At 64.1% G+C, this 22,494-nt stretch carries 18 protein-coding genes and 1 other RNA gene; 18 read left to right on the top strand and 1 reads right to left on the bottom strand.

Going from position 1 to position 22,494, the window contains the following annotated elements; all coding sequences use genetic code 11:
- The first annotated feature begins 95 nt into the window (after window positions 1-95).
- The 3 genes from DFR38_RS15195 (at window position 96) to uriT (ending at window position 3,715) form a co-directional block, all read left to right on the top strand.
- Window positions 96-1,283: a M20 aminoacylase family protein gene (locus DFR38_RS15195; RefSeq protein WP_110313589.1), complete on the top strand. Its 1,188-nt coding sequence runs from the start codon at window positions 96-98 to the stop codon at window positions 1,281-1,283.
- A gap of 72 nt (window positions 1,284-1,355) precedes the next feature.
- The gene (gene uriH, locus DFR38_RS15190; RefSeq protein ID WP_059287445.1) at window positions 1,356-2,300 is read left to right on the top strand and encodes a uridine-preferring nucleoside hydrolase UriH; all 945 of its coding nucleotides are present in this window, start codon (window positions 1,356-1,358) and stop codon (window positions 2,298-2,300) included.
- Entirely contained in the window at window positions 2,297-3,715 is a 1,419-nt protein-coding gene (gene uriT, locus DFR38_RS15185) for a uridine transporter UriT (protein WP_110313588.1), read from the top strand. The genes uriH and uriT overlap by 4 nt, the downstream gene beginning before the upstream one ends.
- Here the strand turns inward: uriT and DFR38_RS15180 are convergent.
- Complete coding sequence (locus DFR38_RS15180; protein WP_110313587.1) at window positions 3,692-6,865, bottom strand: bifunctional diguanylate cyclase/phosphodiesterase; 3,174 nt, start codon at window positions 6,863-6,865, stop codon at window positions 3,692-3,694. The two genes, uriT and DFR38_RS15180, sit on opposite strands and share 24 nt — an antisense overlap.
- A 105-nt stretch (window positions 6,866-6,970) precedes the next feature.
- On the opposite strand from DFR38_RS15180, the gene rnpB reads away from it, so the two are divergent.
- The 15 genes from rnpB to ptsP all read left to right on the top strand — a co-directional run bounded on the left by rnpB (window position 6,971) and on the right by ptsP (window position 22,447).
- Window positions 6,971-7,333, top strand: an RNA gene (gene rnpB, locus DFR38_RS15175) — RNase P RNA component class A.
- A 143-nt stretch (window positions 7,334-7,476) separates the two neighbouring features.
- Window positions 7,477-8,496, top strand: a complete 1,020-nt coding sequence (gene dusB / locus DFR38_RS15170) for a tRNA dihydrouridine synthase DusB (RefSeq protein ID WP_059286455.1) — start codon at window positions 7,477-7,479, stop codon at window positions 8,494-8,496.
- Between the two features lie 93 nt (window positions 8,497-8,589).
- On the top strand, window positions 8,590-8,826 hold the full coding sequence (locus DFR38_RS15165) for a helix-turn-helix domain-containing protein (RefSeq protein ID WP_045845804.1): 237 nt from the start codon (window positions 8,590-8,592) through the stop codon (window positions 8,824-8,826).
- A gap of 145 nt (window positions 8,827-8,971) precedes the next feature.
- A complete protein-coding gene (gene purH, locus DFR38_RS15160) occupies window positions 8,972-10,549 on the top strand; it encodes a bifunctional phosphoribosylaminoimidazolecarboxamide formyltransferase/IMP cyclohydrolase (protein ID WP_059286456.1) in 1,578 nt (525 codons plus the stop codon).
- Between the two features lie 152 nt (window positions 10,550-10,701).
- Window positions 10,702-11,553, top strand: a complete 852-nt coding sequence (locus tag DFR38_RS15155) for a hypothetical protein (protein WP_059286457.1) — start codon at window positions 10,702-10,704, stop codon at window positions 11,551-11,553.
- A 78-nt stretch (window positions 11,554-11,631) separates the two neighbouring features.
- The gene (gene purD / locus DFR38_RS15150) at window positions 11,632-12,909 is read left to right on the top strand and encodes a phosphoribosylamine--glycine ligase (RefSeq protein WP_059286458.1); all 1,278 of its coding nucleotides are present in this window, start codon (window positions 11,632-11,634) and stop codon (window positions 12,907-12,909) included.
- Window positions 12,910-13,066: 157 nt separating this feature from the next.
- Window positions 13,067-13,306 carry a hypothetical protein gene (locus DFR38_RS15145; RefSeq protein ID WP_110313586.1) on the top strand — a complete coding sequence of 80 codons (240 nt, stop codon included), beginning with the start codon at window positions 13,067-13,069 and terminating at the stop codon, window positions 13,304-13,306.
- A gap of 35 nt (window positions 13,307-13,341) precedes the next feature.
- A complete protein-coding gene (locus DFR38_RS15140; protein ID WP_059286459.1) occupies window positions 13,342-14,070 on the top strand; it encodes a substrate-binding periplasmic protein in 729 nt (242 codons plus the stop codon).
- 81 nt (window positions 14,071-14,151) lie between these two features.
- Window positions 14,152-14,739, top strand: a complete 588-nt coding sequence (gene tsaC, locus DFR38_RS15135; protein ID WP_239688710.1) for an L-threonylcarbamoyladenylate synthase type 1 TsaC — start codon at window positions 14,152-14,154, stop codon at window positions 14,737-14,739.
- A 26-nt stretch (window positions 14,740-14,765) separates the two neighbouring features.
- Window positions 14,766-15,434 (top strand): protein TolQ, encoded by a 669-nt coding sequence (tolQ, locus tag DFR38_RS15130; RefSeq protein ID WP_082693499.1) that lies wholly within the window; start codon window positions 14,766-14,768, stop codon window positions 15,432-15,434.
- A gap of 115 nt (window positions 15,435-15,549) precedes the next feature.
- Window positions 15,550-16,425 (top strand): drug/metabolite exporter YedA, encoded by an 876-nt coding sequence (gene yedA / locus DFR38_RS15125; protein ID WP_059286460.1) that lies wholly within the window; start codon window positions 15,550-15,552, stop codon window positions 16,423-16,425.
- 492 nt (window positions 16,426-16,917) lie between these two features.
- A complete protein-coding gene (locus DFR38_RS15120; RefSeq protein WP_059286461.1) occupies window positions 16,918-17,652 on the top strand; it encodes a GntR family transcriptional regulator in 735 nt (244 codons plus the stop codon).
- Window positions 17,649-18,770: an N-acetylglucosamine-6-phosphate deacetylase gene (gene nagA / locus DFR38_RS15115; RefSeq protein ID WP_059286462.1), complete on the top strand. Its 1,122-nt coding sequence runs from the start codon at window positions 17,649-17,651 to the stop codon at window positions 18,768-18,770. The genes DFR38_RS15120 and nagA overlap by 4 nt, the downstream gene beginning before the upstream one ends.
- Window positions 18,751-19,773, top strand: a complete 1,023-nt coding sequence (locus DFR38_RS15110) for an SIS domain-containing protein (protein WP_082693500.1) — start codon at window positions 18,751-18,753, stop codon at window positions 19,771-19,773. The genes nagA and DFR38_RS15110 overlap by 20 nt, the downstream gene beginning before the upstream one ends.
- 172 nt (window positions 19,774-19,945) lie before the next feature.
- Complete coding sequence (gene ptsP / locus DFR38_RS15105; protein WP_110313585.1) at window positions 19,946-22,447, top strand: phosphoenolpyruvate--protein phosphotransferase; 2,502 nt, start codon at window positions 19,946-19,948, stop codon at window positions 22,445-22,447.
- The last annotated feature ends 47 nt before the right edge of the window (window positions 22,448-22,494 follow it).

Below are 22,494 nucleotides of genomic sequence, written 5' to 3'. Positions count from 1 at the left end.
GCTGGCGGGGGCTCCTGCACTTTGTCCCGGTATCGCCCGGCAGCGGTTTTCTCACAGTCTTTGCAGTCCTGTACCTGACTGCGGAGACTGTTTCCATGCATAACGCCATCCTGCCCGGCATCCTGCGTATCAACGATGAAATGGTGGCCCTGCGTCGCCAGCTGCATGCCCATCCCGAACTGGGTTTCGAGGAGTTCAATACCCGGCGGCTGGTGATGGAAAAGCTGCAGGGCTGGGGCTACCAGCTCACCGAGGGAATCGGCGGCACCGGGGTGGTGGCGACACTGCAGTGTGGACGCGGGCCGACCATCGGTCTGCGGGCCGATATGGACGCCCTGCCCATCCAGGAAGAAACCGGCCTGCCCTGGGCCAGCCAGATAGACGGCAAGATGCATGCCTGCGGCCATGATGGCCACACCGCCATCCTGCTGGCCGCTGCCTGCGAGCTGGCGCGCAGCCGGCGCTTTGCCGGCACCCTGCATCTGATTTTCCAGCCGGCCGAAGAGGGGCATGGCGGCTCCGGAGCCAAGCGCATGCTGGACGACGGGCTGTTCCGGCGTTTTCCCTGCGATGCCATTTTCGCCCTGCACAATATGCCGGGCATCCCCTTGGGCAAGCTGGGTTTCCGGGCCGGCGCCTTCATGGCCTCCACCGATACCATCACCATTCTGATCCATGGCACGGGCGGCCATGGCGCCATGCCGCAACGCGCGGTCGACCCGGTGGTGGTGGCCGCATCGCTGGTGCTGGCATTGCAGACCATCGTCTCGCGCAATGTGCCACCGCTGGAAACCGCCGTGCTGACCGTGGGGGCCATTCTGGCCGGAGAGGCTGCCAATGTGATTCCGGCCAGCGCCGAACTGCGGCTGACCGTACGCGCCCTCAATCCGGCGGTACGGGCGCTGCTGCACCAGCGCATCCACCAGCTGGCCGAGCAGCATGCCGCCGGCTTCGGTGCGCGGGCCGAGGTGCAGTTTCAGCACGGCTACCCGGTACTGGTCAACGATGATGTCATCACCCAGCAAGCCATGTTGCTGGCGAGCGAGTGGCTGGGGGCCGGCAATGTCATCGCCGATCTGGCACCGCTGACCGGCAGCGAGGACTTTGCCTACTGGCTGGAGCAGGTGCCTGGCTGTTACTTCATTGTCGGCAATGGCGATGGTGATGGCGGCTGCATGGTGCACAACCCCGGCTATGACTTCAACGATGAGGCCCTGCCGCTGGCGGCCAGTTTCTGGGTGCGGCTGGTGGAACACTGGCTGGGACCCGCCACGACAGCGTAAGCCAGCAGGCACCGGCGTTGCTGCCGGCGCACCATGGTAGCCCTGTTTCCATCGCCCGCACAAGGACACCCCATGCCCCGCAAGATCATCCTCGATTGTGACCCCGGCCACGACGATGCCATTGCCATGCTGCTGGCACATGGCAGCCCGGCCATCGAACTGTTGGCGGTCACCACGGTCGCCGGTAACCAGACACTGGAAAAGGTGACGCGCAATGCCCTGGCCGTGGCCGAGCTGGCCGGCATCCAGGTTCCTATCGCCGCGGGTTGCCCGCGCCCACTGGTGCGGGAAATCGAAGTGGCACCCTCCATCCACGGCGACAGCGGCATGGATGGGCCATCCTTGCCGCCGCCACAACGCCAGCTTGATCCGCGCCATGCGGTGGACCTGATCATCGAGCTGGTCATGCGGCACCCGCCGGGCGAGATCACCCTGGTGCCGACCGGCGCGCTGACCAATATCGCGCTGGCCGTGCGCAAGGAGCCACGCATTGCCAGCCGGGTGCGCGAGGTGGTGTTGATGGGCGGCGGCTATCACACCGGCAACTGGAGCGCAGTGGCCGAGTTCAATATCAAGATCGACCCGGAAGCGGCCCATATCGTATTCAATACCTCCTGGCCGCTTACCATGGTGGGGCTGGACCTGACCCACCAGGCCTTGGCCACCCCGGATGTACAGGCGCGCATTGCCGCGCTGGGGACGGCCCCGGCCCGCTTCGTGCAGGAACTGCTGGCCTTCTTTGGCGAGACCTACCGCCGGGAACAGGGTTTTGCCAGCCCACCGGTGCACGACCCCTGTGCCGTGGCCTATGTCATCGACCCGCAGGTGATGACGGTGCGCAAGGTGCCGCTGGATGTGGAGCTACAGGGTGCGCTGACCCTGGGCATGACCGTGGCCGATTTCCGGGCGCCGCCGCCATCCGCTTGCCATACCCAGGTGGCGGTCCGGCTGGATCATGATTATTTCTGGCAGATGATCATCGATGCCCTGCAACAGATCGGCAGGGAGCAGCCATGAAGCGCGCCAGCCCTGGCGTTGCCAGCCTGATGACCGCGCTGGTGGCCGCCTGCGTGGCGTTTCAGCTCAATGCCAGCATGCTCAGCCCGGTGCTGGTGACCATCGCCCGCGAGCTGCAGGCCAGCGATGGCGCGGTGGGCCTGTCGCAAACGGCCTTTTTCACCGCGGCCGCCCTGTTTTCGCTGTTTCTGCCGCGCCTGGGCGACATGCTGGGCCGGCGGCGGGTGCTGCTGGGCATGTTGTCCATCATGCTGGCCGGCAGCATGCTGGCGGCGGTGGCCCCTTCCATCGCGGTACTGCAACTGGCGCGGCTGATCCAGGGGGTAGCCGGTCCGGTGGTGCCGATTTGTCTGCTGATGCTTTACCACGAGGTGAATGAGCCGCGGCGCTACGGCCTGCTGATGGGAGTGATCACGGCGGTCAATGGCGGCATCGCCGGCATCGATGCCATTGCCGGTGGCTTGCTGGCGACCCACTTCGGCTTTCGGGCCGTATTCTGGTGCATTGCCATCGTCGCCGCCGTGGCCTGTGTGCTGGTAGCCAGGTATGCGCCGGAGTCGCGCCCGTCAGCCGGGGCGGCCATGGACTGGCCCGGCGTGGGGTGGCTGGTGCTGACGCTGGCCAGCCTGCTGTGGGCGCTGAACCTGGCGGCGGCGCCTGGCCCTGCCCAGTGGGGAGGCATCGGCGGCATGGTCTTGCTGGCGTCATTGGCCTTGGCCCTGTTCCTGCGACAAGAGCAGCGCAGCCCACAGCCCTTGCTGGCGCTGGACATCCTGCGCCAGCGCAGTACCTGGGCCCTGCTGCTGACCACCATGCTGACCATGAGCGGCGTGTTTGCCATCATCAACGGGCTGGTGATGTCCCATGCCCAGCAAGCAGGCAGTGGCTTTGGCCTGGCTGCCGATCACGCTTCCTGGTTGTTGCTGACCCCCTATGCGCTGGTGGGCTGGCTGGTGGGTCCATGGGCCGGCCAGCTGGCACCGCAATGGGGATATGGCCGGGTATTGCGGCTGGGCCTGGCCGGCAGCATGCTGGCCATCGTGCTGATGCTGGTTTGGGGCCTGTACAGTCTGTGGTGGATGGTGGCGGCCTGCCTGCTGGCCGGCGTGGCCTATGCCGGTACCGCCAACATCATGCTCAATGGCCTGGGGGTGGTGCTGTCGCCCGCGCGCTATCCGGGGCTGCTGCCCGGCCTGAACGCAGCTGCCTTCAATCTGGGGGCCGGGCTCAGCTTTGCCGTATTGCCTGCGCTGCCAGCCTGGCTGCCGGGTGTGCCCGCCGCCGCCAGTGGCATGCTTGCCGGCCTGGGCATCGTGGGCCTGGCCTGGCTGACTTCCTTGCTGATCCCGCGGCCACAGGCGGCCGAGCTGGTCGGCGTGGATGGGCGGCTGTCAGCTGCCGAGCGGCAGCGCTAGCTGGCGGGCAATGGCGCTGGCGTCCTGCGGCCGGCCCAGCAGATAGCCCTGGATGCCACCGCAACCGAGCTGGCGCAGGAAATCGCATTGCTCCACGGTTTCCACGCCTTCGGCCAGCGTGCTCATGCCCAGCGCCCGCGCCAGGTGGATGATGGCGGACACGATGGCAGCGTCTTCGCTGTCGCCGGGCAGGTCGCAGACAAAGGAGCGGTCGATCTTGATGGTGTCCGGGGCAAAGCGCTTGAGGTAGGCCAGGCTGGAGTAGCCGGTGCCAAAGTCATCGACCGATAGCCTGACTCCCATGGCCTTGAGCATGGCCAGCTGGCGTGAGGCCAGGTCGGCGTCTTCCATCAGGGTGCTTTCGGTCACCTCGATTTCCAGGCAATCGCCTGGCAGGCGGCTCTCTTGCAGCGCATCCCTCACCTCGTCGATGAAGTCCAGCCGTGCCAGCTGGCGCGCCGACACATTGACGGCGATCTTGGGCAGCGGCAGGCCCTGTGCCCGCCAGCGCGCCATCTGCCGGCAGGCCTCACGCAGCACCCAGCGTCCCAGCGGCACGATCAGCCCGCTGTCTTCGGCAATGGGAATGAAGCGGCCGGGCATGATCAGCCCTTCCACCGGGTCCTGCCAGCGCAGCAATACCTCGCAGCCGATCAGTGCCTGGCTGTGGATGTCGTATTGCGGCTGGAACAGCAGGAACAGCTCATCCTGTTCCAGTGCCCGGCGCAGCCGGTTTTCCAGTTGCAGGCGGTCTGCCACCTGGGTATTCATTTCGCGGGTATAGAAGCGGAAGGTATTCCGGCCATGCGCCTTGGCATGGTACATGGCCAGGTCGGCATTCATCAGCAGGGTCTGGATGTCCTCGCCATCACCCGGCAGCAGGCTGATGCCGATGCTGCAGCCCACCACCAGGGCATTGCCATCGATATCAAACGGTGCCTGCATGGCGCGCAGGATGCGCTCGGCAACCTGGGCTGCCTCGTCCGGCTGGGCGATGGCCGGCAGGATGAGCACGAACTCGTCGCCACCGGTACGGCCCACGGTGTCCAGCTCGCGCACTGCGCCGCACAGGCGGCCGGCCACTTGCTTGAGCAGTTCATCGCCGCAGTTGTGGCCCAGGGTGTCGTTGATGTTCTTGAAATGATCCAGATCGACAAACAGTACCGCCAGCTGGCCGCCATGGCGTTCGGCCAGGCGGATGGCTTGCAGCAGGCGGTCGTTGACCAGGATGCGGTTGGGCAGGTCGGTCAGGGCATCATATTCCGCCAGATGCTGGATGCGCGCCTCGTGCTCCTTGCGTTCCGAGATATCGGTAAACAGTGCCACATGGTGAGTGATCCGGCCCTGTTCGTCGGTCAGCACGCTGATGTTCAGCCATTCGGGGAAGGCTTCGCCGTTTTTGCGGCGGTTCCAGATTTCCCCCGACCACTGGCCGCGTTTGGCCAAGCTGTCCCACATGCGGGTATAAAAATCGCCATCGTGCTGGCCGGATGCCAGCAAGGCCGGGGTCTGCCCCAGCACCTCCTGCTCGTCAAAACCGGTGATCAGGCTGAAGGCACGGTTGACAGCCAGGATGCGGTTGTCGGCATCGGTGATCAGGATGGCTTCATTGCTGGATTCGAAAACCTTGGCCGCCAGCCGCTGCTGGCGGTCGGCATGGTGCCGCTGGCTGATATCGCGGGCGGTGGCGCACAGATAGCTGTCACCGTGATAGTCGATGCCGGTCAGGGTGACTTCCAGGTGCAGATGCCCCTGGTGACATTGCAGCCGGGTTTCGAAGGTATGCGGCAGGCTGACGCCGGCCGGGGCAAACAGCTGTTTTTTCAGTTGCTGCCGTCCTTCTGCTTCACTACCCAGGCAATCCAGGGCGGCGCGGTTGGCATAGACCAGCCGGCCATCTGCCGCTTGCAATGCGACCAGATCGGTGGCGTGGTCGATCATGAAGCGGCTGAGCTGCAGCTCGCGCGCACTGGCTTCCAGCTCGGCATGGCTTTGGCGCAAATCCTGCTGGTAGCGCGCCACCAGTGCATTCATCCAGCGTACGAAGAACCAGGAAAACAGCGCGGCACTGGCCATGGCCAGCAGGGTCATCAACAGGGTGGTGTCGATACGGCGCAGCAATTGCTGGTCCAGTTGCTGGCGGGCTTGCACACTGCCATCGCGAATGGACTGGATATGCATGGCCGTCACCATGGTCCATTCCCAGCCCGGCAAGTGGCGGGCATAGGCCAGGTGGGCCACCGGCTTGGCACTGCCGGCTTCGGGCACGGCGTACTCCATGAAGCCGCCACGCTTGCCCAGCTGCAGGACTTCCAGCACCCGCTTGCGCAGCTCGGGTTGCAGCGCCAGATAATGCCGGCCCTGCAAGGCAGGGTCGGCGGGGTAGAACTGTAGTACGCCCTGCTCGTCCACCACCATGAAATCGTCACCATCACGCCCCATGTGCATGCGGGAGAGCAGGGTAATGGCCCGTTGCTGCAGGCTGGCCTCGACATTGGCAATGTATTCGCCGCTGCCGATGACCCAGTGATAGGGGGTGAACTGGCGCGAATAGGCCACTTTTTCCGACATATTGTGGCTGCCCGGCAAATACCAGCGGTAGGCGGTGAAGCCTTGTCGCTCCGGGTTGCTGACCGAGTCGATCAGCGCTTGCATGATGTAGCGGCCATGGTCGTCGCGGTTGTCCAGCAGCGAACTGCCTTCGCGTTCTGCTGCGGTGGGCAGCAAGACGCAGCGCCCGTCCATGGTGTCGATGAAGAAATAGCCGCGCCCCTCGAAAAAGCGCAGCGGGCGCAAGGCCTCGACAATCAGCGCCTTGACCCGTGCTTCCGGCAGGCGCTGGTGTTCGCGCTGCCAGATACCTTCGGCTACATGGTAGGCCTGGTCGACCTGTTCTTTCAGTTGCTGCTTGAGGGTGTCGGTGGAGTGATCGCGCAGGGCCAGCAGGGTCAGCGCCGTATGATCGCCGGAGGCTTGCAGGTATTCGCGCGCATGCTGGTAGGCATCGCCTTCGATCTGTTGCTGGCGCGCATGGAAATCCGTCCAGCTGGTCAGCAGGAAATAGCCTGCCAGCGTCAATGCCAGCAAGAAGATGATGACCAGCGTGCCAAGCAGCTGCAAGCGCGACAGCTTGGCTTGATTAAGCTCCATTCTTAAACGAACCCCGCAGAAATGACCGGTTAGTATAAATGAATGCTATTTCGCTGCAGGAAAAAATGCCGCGTGTTTGATCTGCTTCAGGTAAACTGGCGGCTGGAAGTCAGACAGACAGTCGCCGCGCTGCTGCGCAAGCAGCGGCGGGGAGGAAAGTCCGGGCTCCGCAGAGCATGATGCCGGCTAACGGCCGGGCGCCGTGAGGCGACGGAAAGTGGAACAGAGAGCTGAACCGCCGATGGCTGACTTGTCAGCACAGGTAAGGGTGAAAAGGTGCGGTAAGAGCGCACCGCGGACGTGGCAACACGGACGGCAGGCTAAACCCCATCAGGAGCAAGACCAAATAGGGGGGCGTTAACGTGGCTCGCGTTGTCCCCGGGTAGGTTGCTTGAGACTGTCGGTAACGGCAGTACTAGAGGAATGACTGTCCAACGACAGAACCCGGCTTATCGGCTGACTTCCAATCCCCACCCCTTCCGCAGTACCCGGCTGTACCATTTCTTCTGGCTATCGACCTTGCTCAAAAAATAAGCAAAAAGGTTTTTACTGCTCAAAAAAAAAGCATTACAATGGCCGCCCTTTTGCTTGTTTGACCGCAGAAAACCCTGATGCGCATTGGTCCTCATACCCTGAAAAACCGGCTGATCGTCGCCCCCATGGCCGGTGTGACGGACAGACCGTTTCGCATGCTGTGCAAGAAAATGGGCGCAGCCATGGCGGTGTCGGAGATGATTACCTCCAACAAATCGCTGTGGGCTACCGCCAAGACCTTGCGCCGGGCCGATCATGCCGGCGAGGTGGAGCCGATTTCGGTGCAGATTGCCGGTTCGGACCCGCAGCAGATGGCGGAGGCCGCGCGCATCAATGTCGAGCAGGGCGCGCAGATCATCGACATCAATATGGGTTGTCCGGCCAAGAAGGTGTGCAATGTGGCCGCCGGTTCCGCCCTGCTGCGCGACGAAGCGCTGGTGGGCCGCATTCTGGAGGCGGTGGTCAGGGCGGTAGAGGTACCGGTGACCTTGAAAACCCGTACCGGCTGGAGTCCCGAGCACCGCAATGCCTTGCGCGTGGCCAAGCTGGCGGAAGACTGCGGCATTGCCGCGCTGGCGCTGCATGGCCGCACCCGCGAAGACATGTATCGCGGGGCTGCCGAATACGACACCATCCGCGCGGTCAAGGCCAGCATCGGCATTCCGTTGATTGCCAACGGTGACATCGATACCCCGCAAAAAGCGCAGCAGGTATTGCAGTACACCGGGGCCGATGCGGTGATGATAGGCCGGGCAGCACAGGGCCGGCCGTGGATTTTCCGTGAGATACAGCATTTCCTCGACACCGGCGAGCTGTTGCCGCCGCCGCAGGTCAGTGAAATCAGCCAGATCATGCTGGAACATCTGGATGATCTGTACGGCTTTTATGGCGAATACTCCGGCTGCCGTATCGCACGCAAGCATATTGCCTGGTACACCAGGGGGCTGAGGGGCTCCAACGAGTTTCGCCAGGCGATGTACCAGCTGGAAGACACCGGCGCGCAACGGCAGGCGGTGGCCGGCTACTTTGATCAGTTGGCCGCGCAATCCGAGCGGCTGGAATATGACTCTCTGCCGCAGGAGTCGCTGCCGGTCTAGCCGGCAGGGCAGCAAGGCGGTAAAGGTGCCCGGGGCCGACATCGGGGCGGAGCAGCAGTGTTCACACGAAATGCTGAAGACAGAACAATAAACATGCAAAACAACGAACATATTTCCCAGTCGGTACGGCTGGCGATGGAACAATATTTCCGTGATCTGGACGGCGAGATCCCCGCCTCCATCTACGACATGGTGCTGGCCTGCGTGGAAAAGCCACTGATAGAGGTGGTGCTGACACACACCCAGGGCAACCAGACCCGGGCTGCCGAGTTGCTGGGGCTCAATCGCAACACCCTGCGTAAAAAAATGAAGTCGTATGATTTGATATGAAGATAAACCGGCCATACCCCACACAGGATGGCCGGTTTTTTTGTGCCTGCCGCCCGTGCAGCACATGCCGGACCAGACCTGATGCGGGCATCAGGTCCAAGCTTGACCAGTTTTTTTCATTCATTAGCCAAGGTGGTAGAGAAACATGACCAAAATCGAACGCGCGCTGATCAGCGTCTCCGACAAGACCGGTGTTCTGGAATTTGCACGGGAACTGGCCAAACTGGGCGTGCACATCCTGTCTACCGGCGGCACCGCCAAACTGCTGGCCGATAACGGCGTGCCGGTGACCGAAGTGTCCGACTACACCGGCTTCCCGGAAATGCTGGACGGCCGCGTCAAGACCCTGCACCCCAAGGTACACGGTGGCATTCTGGGCCGTCGCGACCTGCCGGAACATGTGGCCAAGATGGCCGAATACGATATCGGCAATATCGACCTGGTGTGTGTCAACCTCTACCCGTTTGAAGCCACCATTGCCAACCCGGACTGTGTGCTGGAAGACGCCATCGAAAACATCGACATCGGCGGCCCGACCATGGTGCGCTCCGCCGCCAAGAACTGGGCCCATGTCGCTATCGTCACCGATGCCGCCGACTACGCTGCGCTGACCGCCGAACTGCAGGCCAATGACGGCAAGCTGGCCAAGACCACCCGCTTCGAGCTGGCCAAGAAAGCCTTTACCCACACCGCCGCTTACGACGGTGCCATCTCCAACTACCTGACCAGCCTGGCCGATGGCGTGGTGAGCGGCAAGCCGGAACGCGTGGCCTTCCCCAACCGCCTGAACGCCCAGTTCGTCAAGGTGCAGGACATGCGCTACGGTGAAAACCCGCACCAATCCGCCGCCTTCTACCGCGACCTGGACCCGGCCGCCGGCACCATCGCCGGCTACCGTCAGCTGCAGGGCAAGGAGTTGTCCTACAACAATATCGCGGATGCCGATGCTGCCTGGGAAGCGGTCAAGACCTTCGACCAAACCGCCTGCGTCATCGTCAAGCATGCCAACCCCTGCGGCGTGGCCGTGGCCGGTGACACCCTGAGCGCCTACAAGCTGGCCTTTGCCACCGACACCACCAGCGCCTTTGGCGGCATCATCGCCTTCAACCGCCCGGTGGATGCCGAAACCGTGGAAGCGGTCACCGGCCAGTTCCTGGAAGTGCTGATCGCCCCGTCCTTCACCGAAGAAGCCAAGGCCATCATCGCTGCCAAGAAAAACGTGCGCGTGCTGGAAATTCCGCTGGAAAGCGGTGCCAACCGCTTCGAACTGAAGCGCGTGGGCGGCGGCGTACTGGTACAGACCCCGGACATCCGCAACGTGGCACTGGACGAACTGCGTGTGGTGACCAAGCGTCAACCCACCCCGCAAGAACTGTCCGACCTGCTGTTCGCCTGGCGCGTGGCCAAGTTCGTCAAGTCCAATGCCATCGTGTTCTGCAATAACGGTCAGACCGTCGGCATCGGCGCCGGCCAGATGAGCCGCGTGGATTCCACCCGCATCGCCGCCCGCAAGGCACAGGATGCCGGTTTGAGCCTGCAAGGTGCCGTGGCCTCCAGCGATGCCTTCTTCCCCTTCCGCGACGGTATCGACGTGATCGCCGAGCAGGGTATCAAGGCCATCATCCAGCCGGGTGGCTCCATGCGTGACGAAGAAGTGTTCGCCGCCGCCGACGAGCATGGCATTGCCATGGTGTTGACCGGCGTGCGCCACTTCCGCCACTAAGAACGGCGAGCAAAAACCCTGTTGCGGTCTGGCGCCGCCTTGCCCCAGGGGCGCTACGCTCTTGTTAGCCGCGCTAGGCCGTACCTGTCTCCCCGCTGCGGCGGCGGCGGGGAGGGGGTTGCGATATTGTGCCAGCACCTGGCGGAGAAGCCGTGACCAAGACCAACAAGACCATGCTGCTGATTGTGCTGATGATCGGCCTGGCTGCCGGTGTGTACTGGCTGGAGCAGCCCGCGCCGGCTCCGCTTGCGCCGGTCGGCGCGGCCCATGCCCCGGACCTGAACCGGCTGGCCGAGCAGGCCGTGGCGGTCTATCGCAGCAACCAGGGCATGCAGGCCGGCCCCAAGCCGGGCCAATGGAAGCTGCAGGCGCAGGCCAGCAATAGTCCCGGACCGTTTGTCGGTGTGTTCGGCCCCTTGCAGCTGGCACGTGATGGCCAGGGCCGCCAGCTGTTGCTGACCACCTTCGTGGCGGATACGGCGGATTCGGCCGGCGAGGGCATGGACAGCTTTGCCGCCTCCGGCATCAGCCGCCTGTTGTGCTTTGTCTTGCAAGATGGCCAGTTCGTGCTGCAAACCGAAAAACAGCTGGAAATGGGCAGCAACGGCATGGCCGCGGCCGCCCGGGTGGTGCAACTGGGGCCGCAGGAATGGGGCTGGGTCATGCAGAGCGCTTACATCCAGCAAGGCTACAGTGCCAGCAGCGTGGAGTTTTTCCATGCCGTGGCCAGCGACATCCGCAGCATGGGCCGCCTGACCGAACAGGCCGACAACAAGGGTGTGTGTGGTGATGCCGGCGGCGATGGCTGCCCGGCGCTGACCGACCTGCAGGTGCACTGGCAGTGGCTGCAACAAGCCGGCCAGCCGGTCGGTCGTTTCTACCCGCTGGACATCCGCTGGCAGGGCCATGTCGATGGCAAGCCGGTCCGCGGCCAGCGCCAGTTGCTGCCGGATGCAAACAGTGGAAACTACCCGTTTCCCCCCGGCTTGAATGTACAATTCTGACCGTAGTCCCACCATGGCTGCGGCACAATGCCGGCGACGGCAACATGCCTGTCGCCCAACGATGAAGGATCTCGCAAGATGAAAGTGTTGGTAATCGGCTCTGGTGGCCGCGAACACGCACTGGCCTGGCGTATCGCCAAGTCCAGCCGCGTCTCCAAGGTGTTTGTGGCACCGGGCAATGCCGGCACCGCGCTCGACCCCAATCTCACCAATGTCCAGCTCACCAGCAATGAAGAACTGGTCGCCTTTGCCCGCAACGAGGACATCCAGCTGACCGTGGTCGGCCCGGAAGCCCCGCTGGCTGGCGGCGTGGTGGACGCCTTCCGCGCGGCCGGCCTGAAAATCTTCGGCCCCACCCAGTATTGCGCCCAGCTGGAAAGCTCCAAGGACTTTGCCAAGGCCTTCATGCAGCGCCATGGCATTCCCACGGCCGGTTACCAGACCTTTACCGATGCGGCTGAGGCCCATGCCTATGTCGACGGCAAGGGCGCGCCCATCGTGATCAAGGCCGATGGCCTGGCGGCGGGCAAGGGCGTGGTGGTGGCCATGACGCTGGACGAAGCGCATGCCGCCATCGACGACATGCTGGTGGGCAACAAGATGGGCAGCGCCGGGGCCCGCGTGGTGATCGAAGACTTCCTGCAGGGCGAGGAAGCCAGCTTCATCGTCATGGTGGATGGTGATCACGTGCTGCCGATGGCCACCAGCCAGGACCACAAGCGCCTGCTGGACAACGACCTGGGCCCCAATACCGGCGGCATGGGCGCATACAGCCCGGCTCCGGTGGTCACGCCGCAGGTGCATAACCGCGTGATGCGCGAAATCATCCTGCCGACGGTGCAGGGCATGAAAAAGGACGGTCACAGCTATAGCGGCTTCCTGTATGCCGGGCTGATGATAGACAAGGACGGCAACCCCTTCACCATCGAATTCAACTGCCGCTTTGGCGACCCGGAAACCCAGCCCATCATGGCGCGGCTGAAGTCCGACTTCACCGTGCTGCTGGAAGCCGGGGTCAACGGCAAGCTGGATCAGGTGGAGGCCGAATGGGACCGCCGCGTGGCGCTGGGCGTGGTACTGGCTGCCGCCGGCTACCCCGAAGCACCGCGCAAGGGCGATGTCATCAGCGGCCTGCCGGCCGAAACCGCCGACAGCATGGTGTTCCATGCCGGCACGGCGTTCAACGACAGCAAGCAGGTGGTGAGCAATGGCGGCCGCGTGCTGTGTGCGGTGGGCCTGGGTGACAGTGTCAAGATGGCACAGGCCAAGGCTTATGGCGTGGCCGATGCCATCCATTTCGATGGTTGCCAGCTGCGTCGTGACATTGGCAGCAAGGCCATCAACCGGCCCAAATAAGCGCAAGCCATCCGCAGCAGGCAGTGAGTGAACGGCATCCGCAAGGCTGCCGTTTTTTTGCGTCTTTTTTATGCGCCACGGCCTTCTCTTGACAGGATATTCACCCGCCCGGCGCTATATTTTTTTCATCCGTACCGCCGGTCTTGTGGAGAGAAAAATGTCCTGTCAGTACCATGCAAGCGCCATCCCCCCGGAGCCCGACAGTCGGGGCCATGCCCTGCTGCGTTTCATGCGCCACGAGCGCCGCTGCTGGCGGCGCGTCGGCTACTGGCTGGCCCGCTTCAACAGTGAAACCCCGGCCATGCGCTGCTGCGCCTGGCATGCGCAGCCGGCAAAGGTCGGGTCGCAGCAAGCCGCCGCCTTCTCCCTTCTGGCAACAGGCAGGACCCGTGACTAGACTGGAAGGGTCGAGCACTTGCCGGAGCCGCTGCCATGCCCATCCGCCTTTATCTGGCCAGCCTGCTGCTGTTGTGCAGCCAGCTGGGCCAGGCCGCTGCTGCGCTCAAGCTGCTGACCGAGGATTACCCGCCCTTCAATATGGTGGGGCAGGGTGGCCACATCAGCGGTTTGTCCACCGAGATCGTGCAAGAGCTGTTCCACCGCGCGGGCGTCAGTTACGGTATCAGCTTGCTGCCGTGGATACGCGCCTTCAATCTGACCGTGCTGGAGGCCAATACCTGTCTTTACTCCACCACCCGGACCGACAGCCGCGAACATCAGTTCAAATGGATAGGCCCGCTGGTGGAAAACCCCTGGGTGCTGTACGCCCGTGCCGACAACCGGCATGCCATTCTGGCCTTGGAAGATGCCCGGCCTTTCAAGATCGGTGGTTATGCCGGCGATGCCACCTCGCAATACCTGATCGACCGCGGTTTTGATGTTGATCTGGCCAATACCGACCAGCTCAATGTCAAAAAGCTGCTGGCCGGGCGCATCGACTTCTGGGCCACTGGCAAATACCTGGGGGCATCCTTGCTGGTCAGGGAAAATGCCAGCCATGTGCGGCCGGTGCTCACCTTCAATACCACCTTGCTCTATCTGGCCTGCAATCCGGCCATGCCGGACAGCCAGGTACAGCAGCTGAATGAATTGCTGCGTGGCATGCAGCGCGACGGTACGCTGGCGCGCATCAATGCCAAATATCTTAACCAGAAAGACTGACACCACCGCAGATCGCGGTTTCGCCGCGGGGGGCGCTGCCGCTACAATGGCAGCTTCTGTTTTTCCGTGGTTTGCTAGCCGATGTCCCACCTGCCATTGCTGTCGTCCCGTCGCCGCCTGCCCAAGGCCGGCCTGATGCAGCAGGCACGCGCGCGCTTGCGAGCGGGCGGCGTGATTGCCTATTCCACCGAGTCCTGTTTTGGTCTGGGCTGCCTGCCCGGGGATGTGCGCGCCATCCGGCGCGTGCTGGCGGTGAAGGCCAGGCCAAACCACAAGGGGCTGATCGTCATCGCCGCCGATGTCAGCCAGATCCGCCATCTGGTCAAGCCGCTTTCCGCGGCGCAATGGGCGGAACTTGGCGGCTACTGGCCCGGTCCTTATACCTTTTTGCTGCCGGCCTCGCACAAGGTGCCACCCGCGCTGCGTGGCCGCCATGAGCAGATAGCCGTGCGCATTACCGCCCACGGCGAGGCGGCGGCCTTGTGCCGGGCACTGGGTACGGCGCTGGTGTCGACCTCGGCCAACCGTGCCGGGCAACGTGCGTTAAAGACAGCAAGGGCCTGTCGTCAGGCTTTTGGCCCTACGGTACTGACCCTGCCAGGCCGTATCGGCAAGCGCAGAAAACCTTCCACCATCATCGATTTCGCCAGCGGCCGCGTCTTGCGCTAGGCCGCACTTTTTGACAAGGAAACATCGTGCAGCAGATTTCCATTTTCAGCCTGGTGATGAACGCCAGCCTGGTGGTGCAGCTGGTCATGGCCGGCCTGGCCGTGGTGTCCGTGCTGTCCTGGGCACTCATCTTCAACAAGATTGCCGTGCTGCGTGCAGCGCGCCGCCACAGTGACGAGTTCGAGCGCAATTTCTGGAGCGGGGCCGACCTGAACCGGCTGTACGAAGATGCCAACCGGCGCAACGACAGCGTGGGCATGGAACGCATCTTCCAGTCCGGCTTTGCCGAATTCCTCAAGCTGCGCGGCCGCAGCAGCGCCGAGCTGTCGGACATCATGGATGGCTCGCGCCGTGCCATGCGCGCTGCCGCCCAGCGCGAGCTGGATGCGCTGGACAGCCATACTTCCTTTCTGGCGACGGTGGGGTCGGTCAGCCCCTATGTCGGCCTGTTCGGCACGGTGTGGGGCATCATGCATGCCTTTATCGGGCTGGGTAATGCCGGCCAGGCCAGCTTGTCCACCGTGGCGCCGGGTATTGCCGAGGCGCTGGTGGCCACGGCCATCGGCCTGTTTGCCGCCATTCCGGCCGTGGTGGCCTATAACCGCTTTGCCACCGATGTCGACCGGCTGGCCACCCGCTTCGACACTTATATGGAAGAGTTTTCCAACATCCTGCAACGGCTGGCCACCCGCTAGACCACGGCGTGCCGGGGCGGGATTGTTCTGCCAGCAGAACAGATCTTTTCCCGGCAGGGCTTGAGTTTTCTGCATGCGGAAGGCATGGTAGGCGGCCAGTATCGCCGAGTCCGCCATGTCTTCCCGCCACGCTTCGCTGTCCATGCTGACCCTGTCAGCCTTCTTCGCCCTGTATGTGATCTGGGGCTCCACCTATTTCTTCATCCGCATCGGCATCGAATCCTGGCCCCCCTTCATGATGGCTGGCTTGCGTTTCCTGTTTGCCGGCAGCGTGATGCTGGCCTTTCTGCTGCTGCGTGGCCATCGTCTGCCCAGCCGGCAGGAGCTGCGCGGGGCCGCCATTCTGGGGGTGTTGATGCCCGCCATCGGCAATGGCTTTGTCACCCTGGCAGAAAAACAGGTGTCCTCCGGGGTGGCGGCGCTGGTGGTGGCCACCGTGCCCCTGTTTACCGTGCTGTTTGGCCGCTTCTGTTTCGGCCTGCGCGCCACGCGGCGCGAGTGGGCAGGTATTGCGCTGGGCATGCTGGGCATGCTGGTGCTGAATCTGGGTTCCAATCTGCGCGCCAGCCCGCTGGGGGCATTCTGGCTGCTGTTTGCTTCGGCTGGCTGGGCACTGGGTTCGGCCTGGAGCCGGGTCATCGTGCAGCCCAAGGGGCCGATGGGCAGTGCCTGGATGATGATTTTTGGCGGTCTCGCCTTGCTGCTGGGCAGTGCCGCGGTGGGCGAGCGGCTGGCTGCGCCACCGTCCTGGCAGGGCTGGGCAGCCATTGCCTATCTGTCGATCTTTGGCTCCATGCTGGCCTATAGCGCTTATCTGCATCTGCTGAAGACGGTGTCGCCGGCAGCGGCCACCAGCTATGCCTACGTCAACCCCATCATTGCGGTGATGCTGGGGGTCGTGCTGCTGGGCGAACATGTCGGCCAGCAGGAAATCATCGCCATGGTCATCATCCTGTCCGGGGTCATTCTCATCAGCTGGCGCAAGCGCTGATCCCCCCTTGCGGCGCTGGACGGCCGCTGTACTCCCCCAGCCAAGGGCCCTGCATGCGCAGCGGCCCTTTTTCATGTGCGCGATTGCGCGGTCATCCCTTCATACCAGTTGTTGTGGTTTTCTGACCACGCTGGCACCGCCATGCCACCACGGCCCTGTGCTGGACAAGACCATGTCCGGCCTGTCGGCCGCTGCCGGCCCAGGCCGCAGGCTCTGCACGGTTTAGCTCGTTATTTATTACCAATTCAATACCAATTACCGCTGGTATTTGATATGGCAGCCTGCCGGTCCTGCGGGAAAAGCCCGCGACGCTGGCGGCAGCTACTACCTGTCGTCTTGCCTTTGCCCAGCTGTTTACTGGGAATTTGAGAAAATTGGTATTGACGTGGTATTTAAGTGGTATTAACTTCATCAGCAATCCAGCCGCTAGGCGCAACCGGCGATGAATGCGATATTGAGCCTGTTATCGTCAAGACCACATGCAGACCGCTTATGGAAAATCGCTGGAGCGCACTTAAACCGGAAGGGGAATCCACCACCCCGTTGTATTTGCAACTGGCCAGAAAGCTGGCCGATGCCATCAATGCCGGTTGGTGGCAGGCCGATGAGGCCCTGCCATCGGAGCGGACCTTTTCGGAAGAACTGGGCATTTCGCGGGTGACCGCCCGCAAGGCCATGGATGTATTGCTGGAGCAGGGATTGATTCGCCGCCGTCACGGCTCGGGCACTTTCATCACGCCCCGGCTGGAACAACCCTTGTCGCGCCTGACCGGCTTTACCGAGCAGTTGCGGCAGCGCGGCTTCGAGCCCTCGTCGGTATGGCTGGAGCGGGGCATTCATCCGCCCAGCAACGACGAGGTGATCAAGCTGGGGCTGTCGCCCACCTCGCAGGTGGCACGGCTGAAGCGCCAGCGGCTGGCGGACGGCGTGGTGATGGCGATAGAGATGACCACATTGCCAGTGGCTTATCTGCCAGAGCCGCATAAAGTGGGCAACTCGCTGTATGCCTACCTGGATGCTGCCGGCCACTCGGTGGTGCGTGCCTTGCAGCACATCCGCGCGGTGAATGCCTCGCCGGAGATCGCGGCGCTGGCCGGCATCCGCCAGGGCGAGGCCATGCTGCTGATTACCCGCATCGGCTTCAATGCCGACAATCTGGCGATAGAGCTGACTGACACCTATTGCCGTAACGACTACTACGACTTTGTCGCTGAACTGAGACGATGACGACACGACATGTACTGCAGGGCCGCATCCTGAGCAGCACGGGCTGGCTGGACGGCACGATCACCCTGGGCCCGGATGGCCGCATCGCCGCCATCGATGGCCGGCTGGCCTCAGGCCACGCAGTGGAGCGTTACATCCTGCCCGGCTTTATCGACCTGCATGTACATGGCGGCGGCGGGGTAGACATCATGGAAGGCGGCCAGGCGGCCGCAGCGGTGGCCCGGCTGCATGCGCGGCATGGCACCACCGCCATGCTGGCCACCACCATGACCGCCCCCATGGAAGAGATAGAAAACGTGCTGGCCGCGCTTGGTCCTTGCTGTCGTCAGCGCAGCCCCGGCATGGCACGGCTGCTGGGCGTGCATCTGGAAGGCCCCTACATCAATCCCGGCAAGCTGGGCGCGCAGCCGGACGATGCCTGTCGTGCCGTGCTGTCGCAAATCGAAAAGCTGGGCCGCCTGGCCCCGATTGCCCTGCTGACGCTGGCGCCGGAAATCCCCGGCCACATGGAGATCATCCGCGCCTTGAGCGATGCCGGCATCCGGGTGCAGATCGGCCACACCCTGGGCAGTTATGAAGATGGCGTGCAAGCGCTGCAGCAGGGCGCTGCCGGTTTTACCCATTTGTTCAATGCCATGAGCGGCCTGCATCACCGCGAGCCGGGCATGGTGGGGGCGGCGCTGGCCCATGCCGACTATGCCGAGCTGATTCCGGACCTGCTGCATGTGCATCCCGGCGCCATCCGCACCGCCTTGCGCGCCATTCCACGCCTGTACTGCGTGACTGATTCCACCGCCGCTGCCGGCATGCCGGACGGCGAATACAAGCTGGGCTCACATACCGTGCACAAATGCCTGGGTGGGGTGCGGCTGGCCGACGGCACCCTGGCGGGCAGCACGCTGACCATGGATCAGGCCTTGCGCAATCTGCTGTCCATCGGCCTGCCGCTGGCCGAGGCCTCGCACCGGCTGTCGTTGTATCCGGCCGATTATCTGGGCCATGCCGACCGCGGCCGGCTGCAGGCGGGAGCCTGGGCCGATGTGCTGGTGCTGGATGAAGCCATGAATTTGCTGGATGTCTATCTGGAAGGGGAACACCTTGTCGTCTCTGATGTATGAAGAAGCCCTGTCTGCGGCGGATGCCGTGGCCGCCCAACACATGTATGCCGATGAAGGCCTGGCCGTGCTGGGGCGCGAGTTGGCCACCACTCCGCCCACGCTGGCGCTGACGGTGGCACGCGGCAGCTCCGACCATGCCGCCAGCTATTTCGCCTATCTGGCCATGCAGCGCCTGGGTGTGCCGGTGGTGTCCCTGCCCATGTCGCTGGTGACCCTGCACCACGCGCCGCTGGCGGTGAAGGGACAGCTGGCGGTGGCCCTGTCGCAATCCGGCCAAAGCCCGGACCTGATCGACACCATGAGCCGCCTGGCCGCTGCCGGAGCGCGCACGGTAGCCCTGGTCAACAAGCATGAGTCGCCGTTGGCGGCTGCCTGTGAGTGGTCGCTGCCCTTGTGCGCCGGCGAGGAAAAGAGCGTGGCCGCCACCAAGAGTTATATCGCCTCGCTCTCTGCCGTGGCCCGGCTGGTGGCGCACTGGCAGGGTGACAGCGCCTTGCTGCGGGCACTGGATCAACTGCCCGGCCAGTTGCAACAAGCCTGCCGCCAGGACTGGAGCGCAGCCATCCCGGTGCTGGCCACCGCCGAACGCATCATGGTGGTGGGGCGTGGCCTTGGCTTTGCCGTGGCGCTGGAAGCCGCACTCAAGTTCAAGGAAACCTGCGCCATCCAGGCCGAAGCCTTCTCCGGCGCGGAAATCAAGCACGGCCCGATGGCGCTGATTGACGAAGGTTACCCCTTGCTGGTGTTTGCGCCGCGCGGACCGGAGCAACAGGGTTTGATCGAGTTGGCCGCCGAGATGCGTGGCCGTGGAGCGCGGGTGCTGCTGGCCGCACCGGCCGATGAGCCCAGCCGCGACCTGACCCTCAGCGTGGCGGATGACGAGGCGCTGGACCCCTTGCTGGCCATCCAGAGCTTCTACCTGATGGCCGCACAATTGTCCGAGGCGCGTGGCCTCAATCCCGATACCCCGCGTCATCTGTCCAAGGTAACGCGCACGCATTGAAGCCTGCTCCAGACATGGCTGCCAGCCGGCAGCCAGTGACAGAACAGACACGGTTTGGCGCCGTGTCCGGCCCGGCTTGCGCCTGTTGTTGGTGCAGCCGGCCCGGCGCGGCCTGAACGCCAGGAGTCCTCCCTGCGGGACGGCACCTCCTGGCTTAGACAGGAGGATGTCGATGAACCCTTCGCTGCAACTCATGGCCCCTTTCAGCGGGCCGCTGCTGCCCTTGCCGCAAGTGCCCGATCCGGTGTTCGCCGGCCTGATGATGGGCGATGGCCTGGCCATCGAACCCCTGTCTTCCACCCTGCTTGCTCCCTGTGATGGCGTGATCAGCCAGCTGGCGCGCACCCACCATGCCCTGACGCTGACCGCCGCCAATGGTGCGGAAATCCTGCTGCATGTCGGCATCGACACCGTGCAGCTAGCTGGAGCCGGATTCACCGCGCTGGTGGCGCAGGGCGACCGCGTGCGGCAGGGGCAGCCCTTGATCGAGGTCGATCTGGATGCCGTGGCACGCCGGGCCGCCTCGCTGATCAGCATGCTGGTGATTGCCAATGGTGAACACTACCAGCTGGCCGAACGCGCCAGCGGGCTGGCGCAGGCCGGGCAAACACCGCTGCTGCGCCTGCATGCCTTGCCAGCTGCCAGCAGCAGCCCTGCCAGCACGCCGGCAGGCGAAAGCCGCGGGCATGCCACGGTACGACATGCCGGTGGCCTGCATGCCCGCCCGGCCGCACTGGTACAGAATGCGGCACGGCCGTTTGCCGCCCAGGTGCAGGTGGCGTTCAAGGGGCAGCGCGCCAACGCCAAAAGCATGGTGGCGCTGATGACGCTGGGTGTCGCCGAACAGGACGATGTCGAGGTGCTGGCACAGGGCAGCGATGCCGCAGCGGCCGCCGCCGCCGTCATTGCCGCGCTGCAGACCCGCAGCCAGGGCGGGCATGCCCCGGCATCGCCGGTGGCGCAACCGGCAGCGGTGGCGGCGGGCCTGCTGAGTGGCGTGTGCGCCGCACCGGGGCTGGCCATCGCCCCGGTACTCAGACTCGACATGAGTGAACCGGAGCCATTGCAATGGGCGGAGGATGCGCAGCGGGAAACACACTTGCTGCAGCAGGCGCTGCAACAGCTGCGTGGCCGGCTGAGCCAGTCGGTCAACGATGCCCAGCGACGTGGCGCCCTCACGCAAAGCGAAATCTTTTCCGCTCATCTGGCCCTGCTGGATGACCCCGAGCTATTGCAGGCCAGCCAGCAGGGCATCGCCAGCGGTCAGAGCGCCGGCTTTGCTTTCCGCCAGGCCATCAGTACCCAGTGCCAGTTGCTGGCGGCGCTGGGTAATCCGCTGCTGGCCGAGCGCATTGCCGACCTGCGCGATCTGCAGCGCCAGTTGTTGCAGATCCTGCTGGGCGAGGAAATGCAGCCGCTGCAGTTGAGTACCCCGGTCATCCTGGTGGCGGAAGACCTGGCCCCGTCCCAGCTGGCCAGCCTGCCGCAGGACAAGGTGGCCGGCATGCTGACCGCCGCCGGCGGTGCCACGGCACATGTGGCCATTCTGGCGCGGGCACTGGGCATTCCGGCCCTGGTGGCCTGCGGGCCTGCCGCCCTGCAATTGCACAGCGGGCAACAGGTCTTGCTGGATGCCAGCCAGGGCTGCTGCCATCCCGCTCCGGATGAGCGCACCCTGAGCGAGGCGGCCACGCGCATCGCCGCGCTGGCCCAGCGACGACAGCACATGCAGGCCTGCGCCAATGCCGCAGCCGTCACGCTGGACGGCGTCAGCATCGAGGTGGCCGTCAATATTGCCAATGCCGATGAAGCCCGCGACGGCCTGCGCCATGGTGCGGACAGCGTGGGCCTGACCCGCACCGAATTCCTGTTTATCGACAGGCAGCAGGCACCGGATGCCGCCGAGCAGCAACAGGCTTACCAGGCGGTGCTGGATGCCATGCCGGAACGTCCCGTCATCATCCGCACCCTGGATGTGGGGGGCGACAAGGAACTGCCCTATCTGCAGCTGCCGGCCGAGGAAAATCCGGCGTTGGGCTTGCGTGGCATCCGCAGCGGCTTTGCCGACCCGGCCCTGCTCGACCTGCAGCTGAATGCCCTGTTGTCGGTACAGCCGCTGTCGCGGCTGCGCATCCTGCTGCCGATGATCAGTGAAGTGGACGAACTGTTGCGGGTACGACAGCGGCTGGAGCTGCTGGCCGGCCAACTGGGCTTGAGCGAGCGTCCGCAGCTCGGGGTGATGATCGAAGTGCCTGCCGCCGCCCTGCTGGCCGACCAGCTGGCCCGCCATGCCGACTTCCTCTCCATCGGCACCAATGACCTGACCCAGTACACCCTGGCCATGGACCGCTGCAATGCCACGCTGGCATCGCGGATGGATGCCCTGCACCCGGCGCTGCTGCGGCTGATCGCCATGACGGTGGCGGGCGCACGCCAGCATGGCAAGTGGGTGGGCGTATGCGGTGCGCTGGCCTCCGATCCGGTCGCGGTGCCGGTACTGGTCGGACTGGGGGTGAGCGAGCTGTCGGTCAGCCCCGGTCTGGTGCCGGAGATCAAGAGCCGCATCCGCGGGCTGGACTATGCCGAATGCCAGCGCGAAGCAAGCGCCATGCAGCGGCTGACGGCTGCCAGCGAAGTACGTCAACGCGCACAACACTGTTGGCCGGCTGCCTGAGCCGGCTTGCGGACAAAACAGGATGGCCGTCAGGCCATCCGATAAAC

Source organism: Aquitalea magnusonii (genome assembly GCF_003202035.1).
Lineage (GTDB): Bacteria > Pseudomonadota > Gammaproteobacteria > Burkholderiales > Chromobacteriaceae > Aquitalea > Aquitalea magnusonii.
The sequence above is the reverse complement of the archived record's forward strand: the minus strand, read 5'-3'. Positions and strand labels throughout refer to the sequence as shown.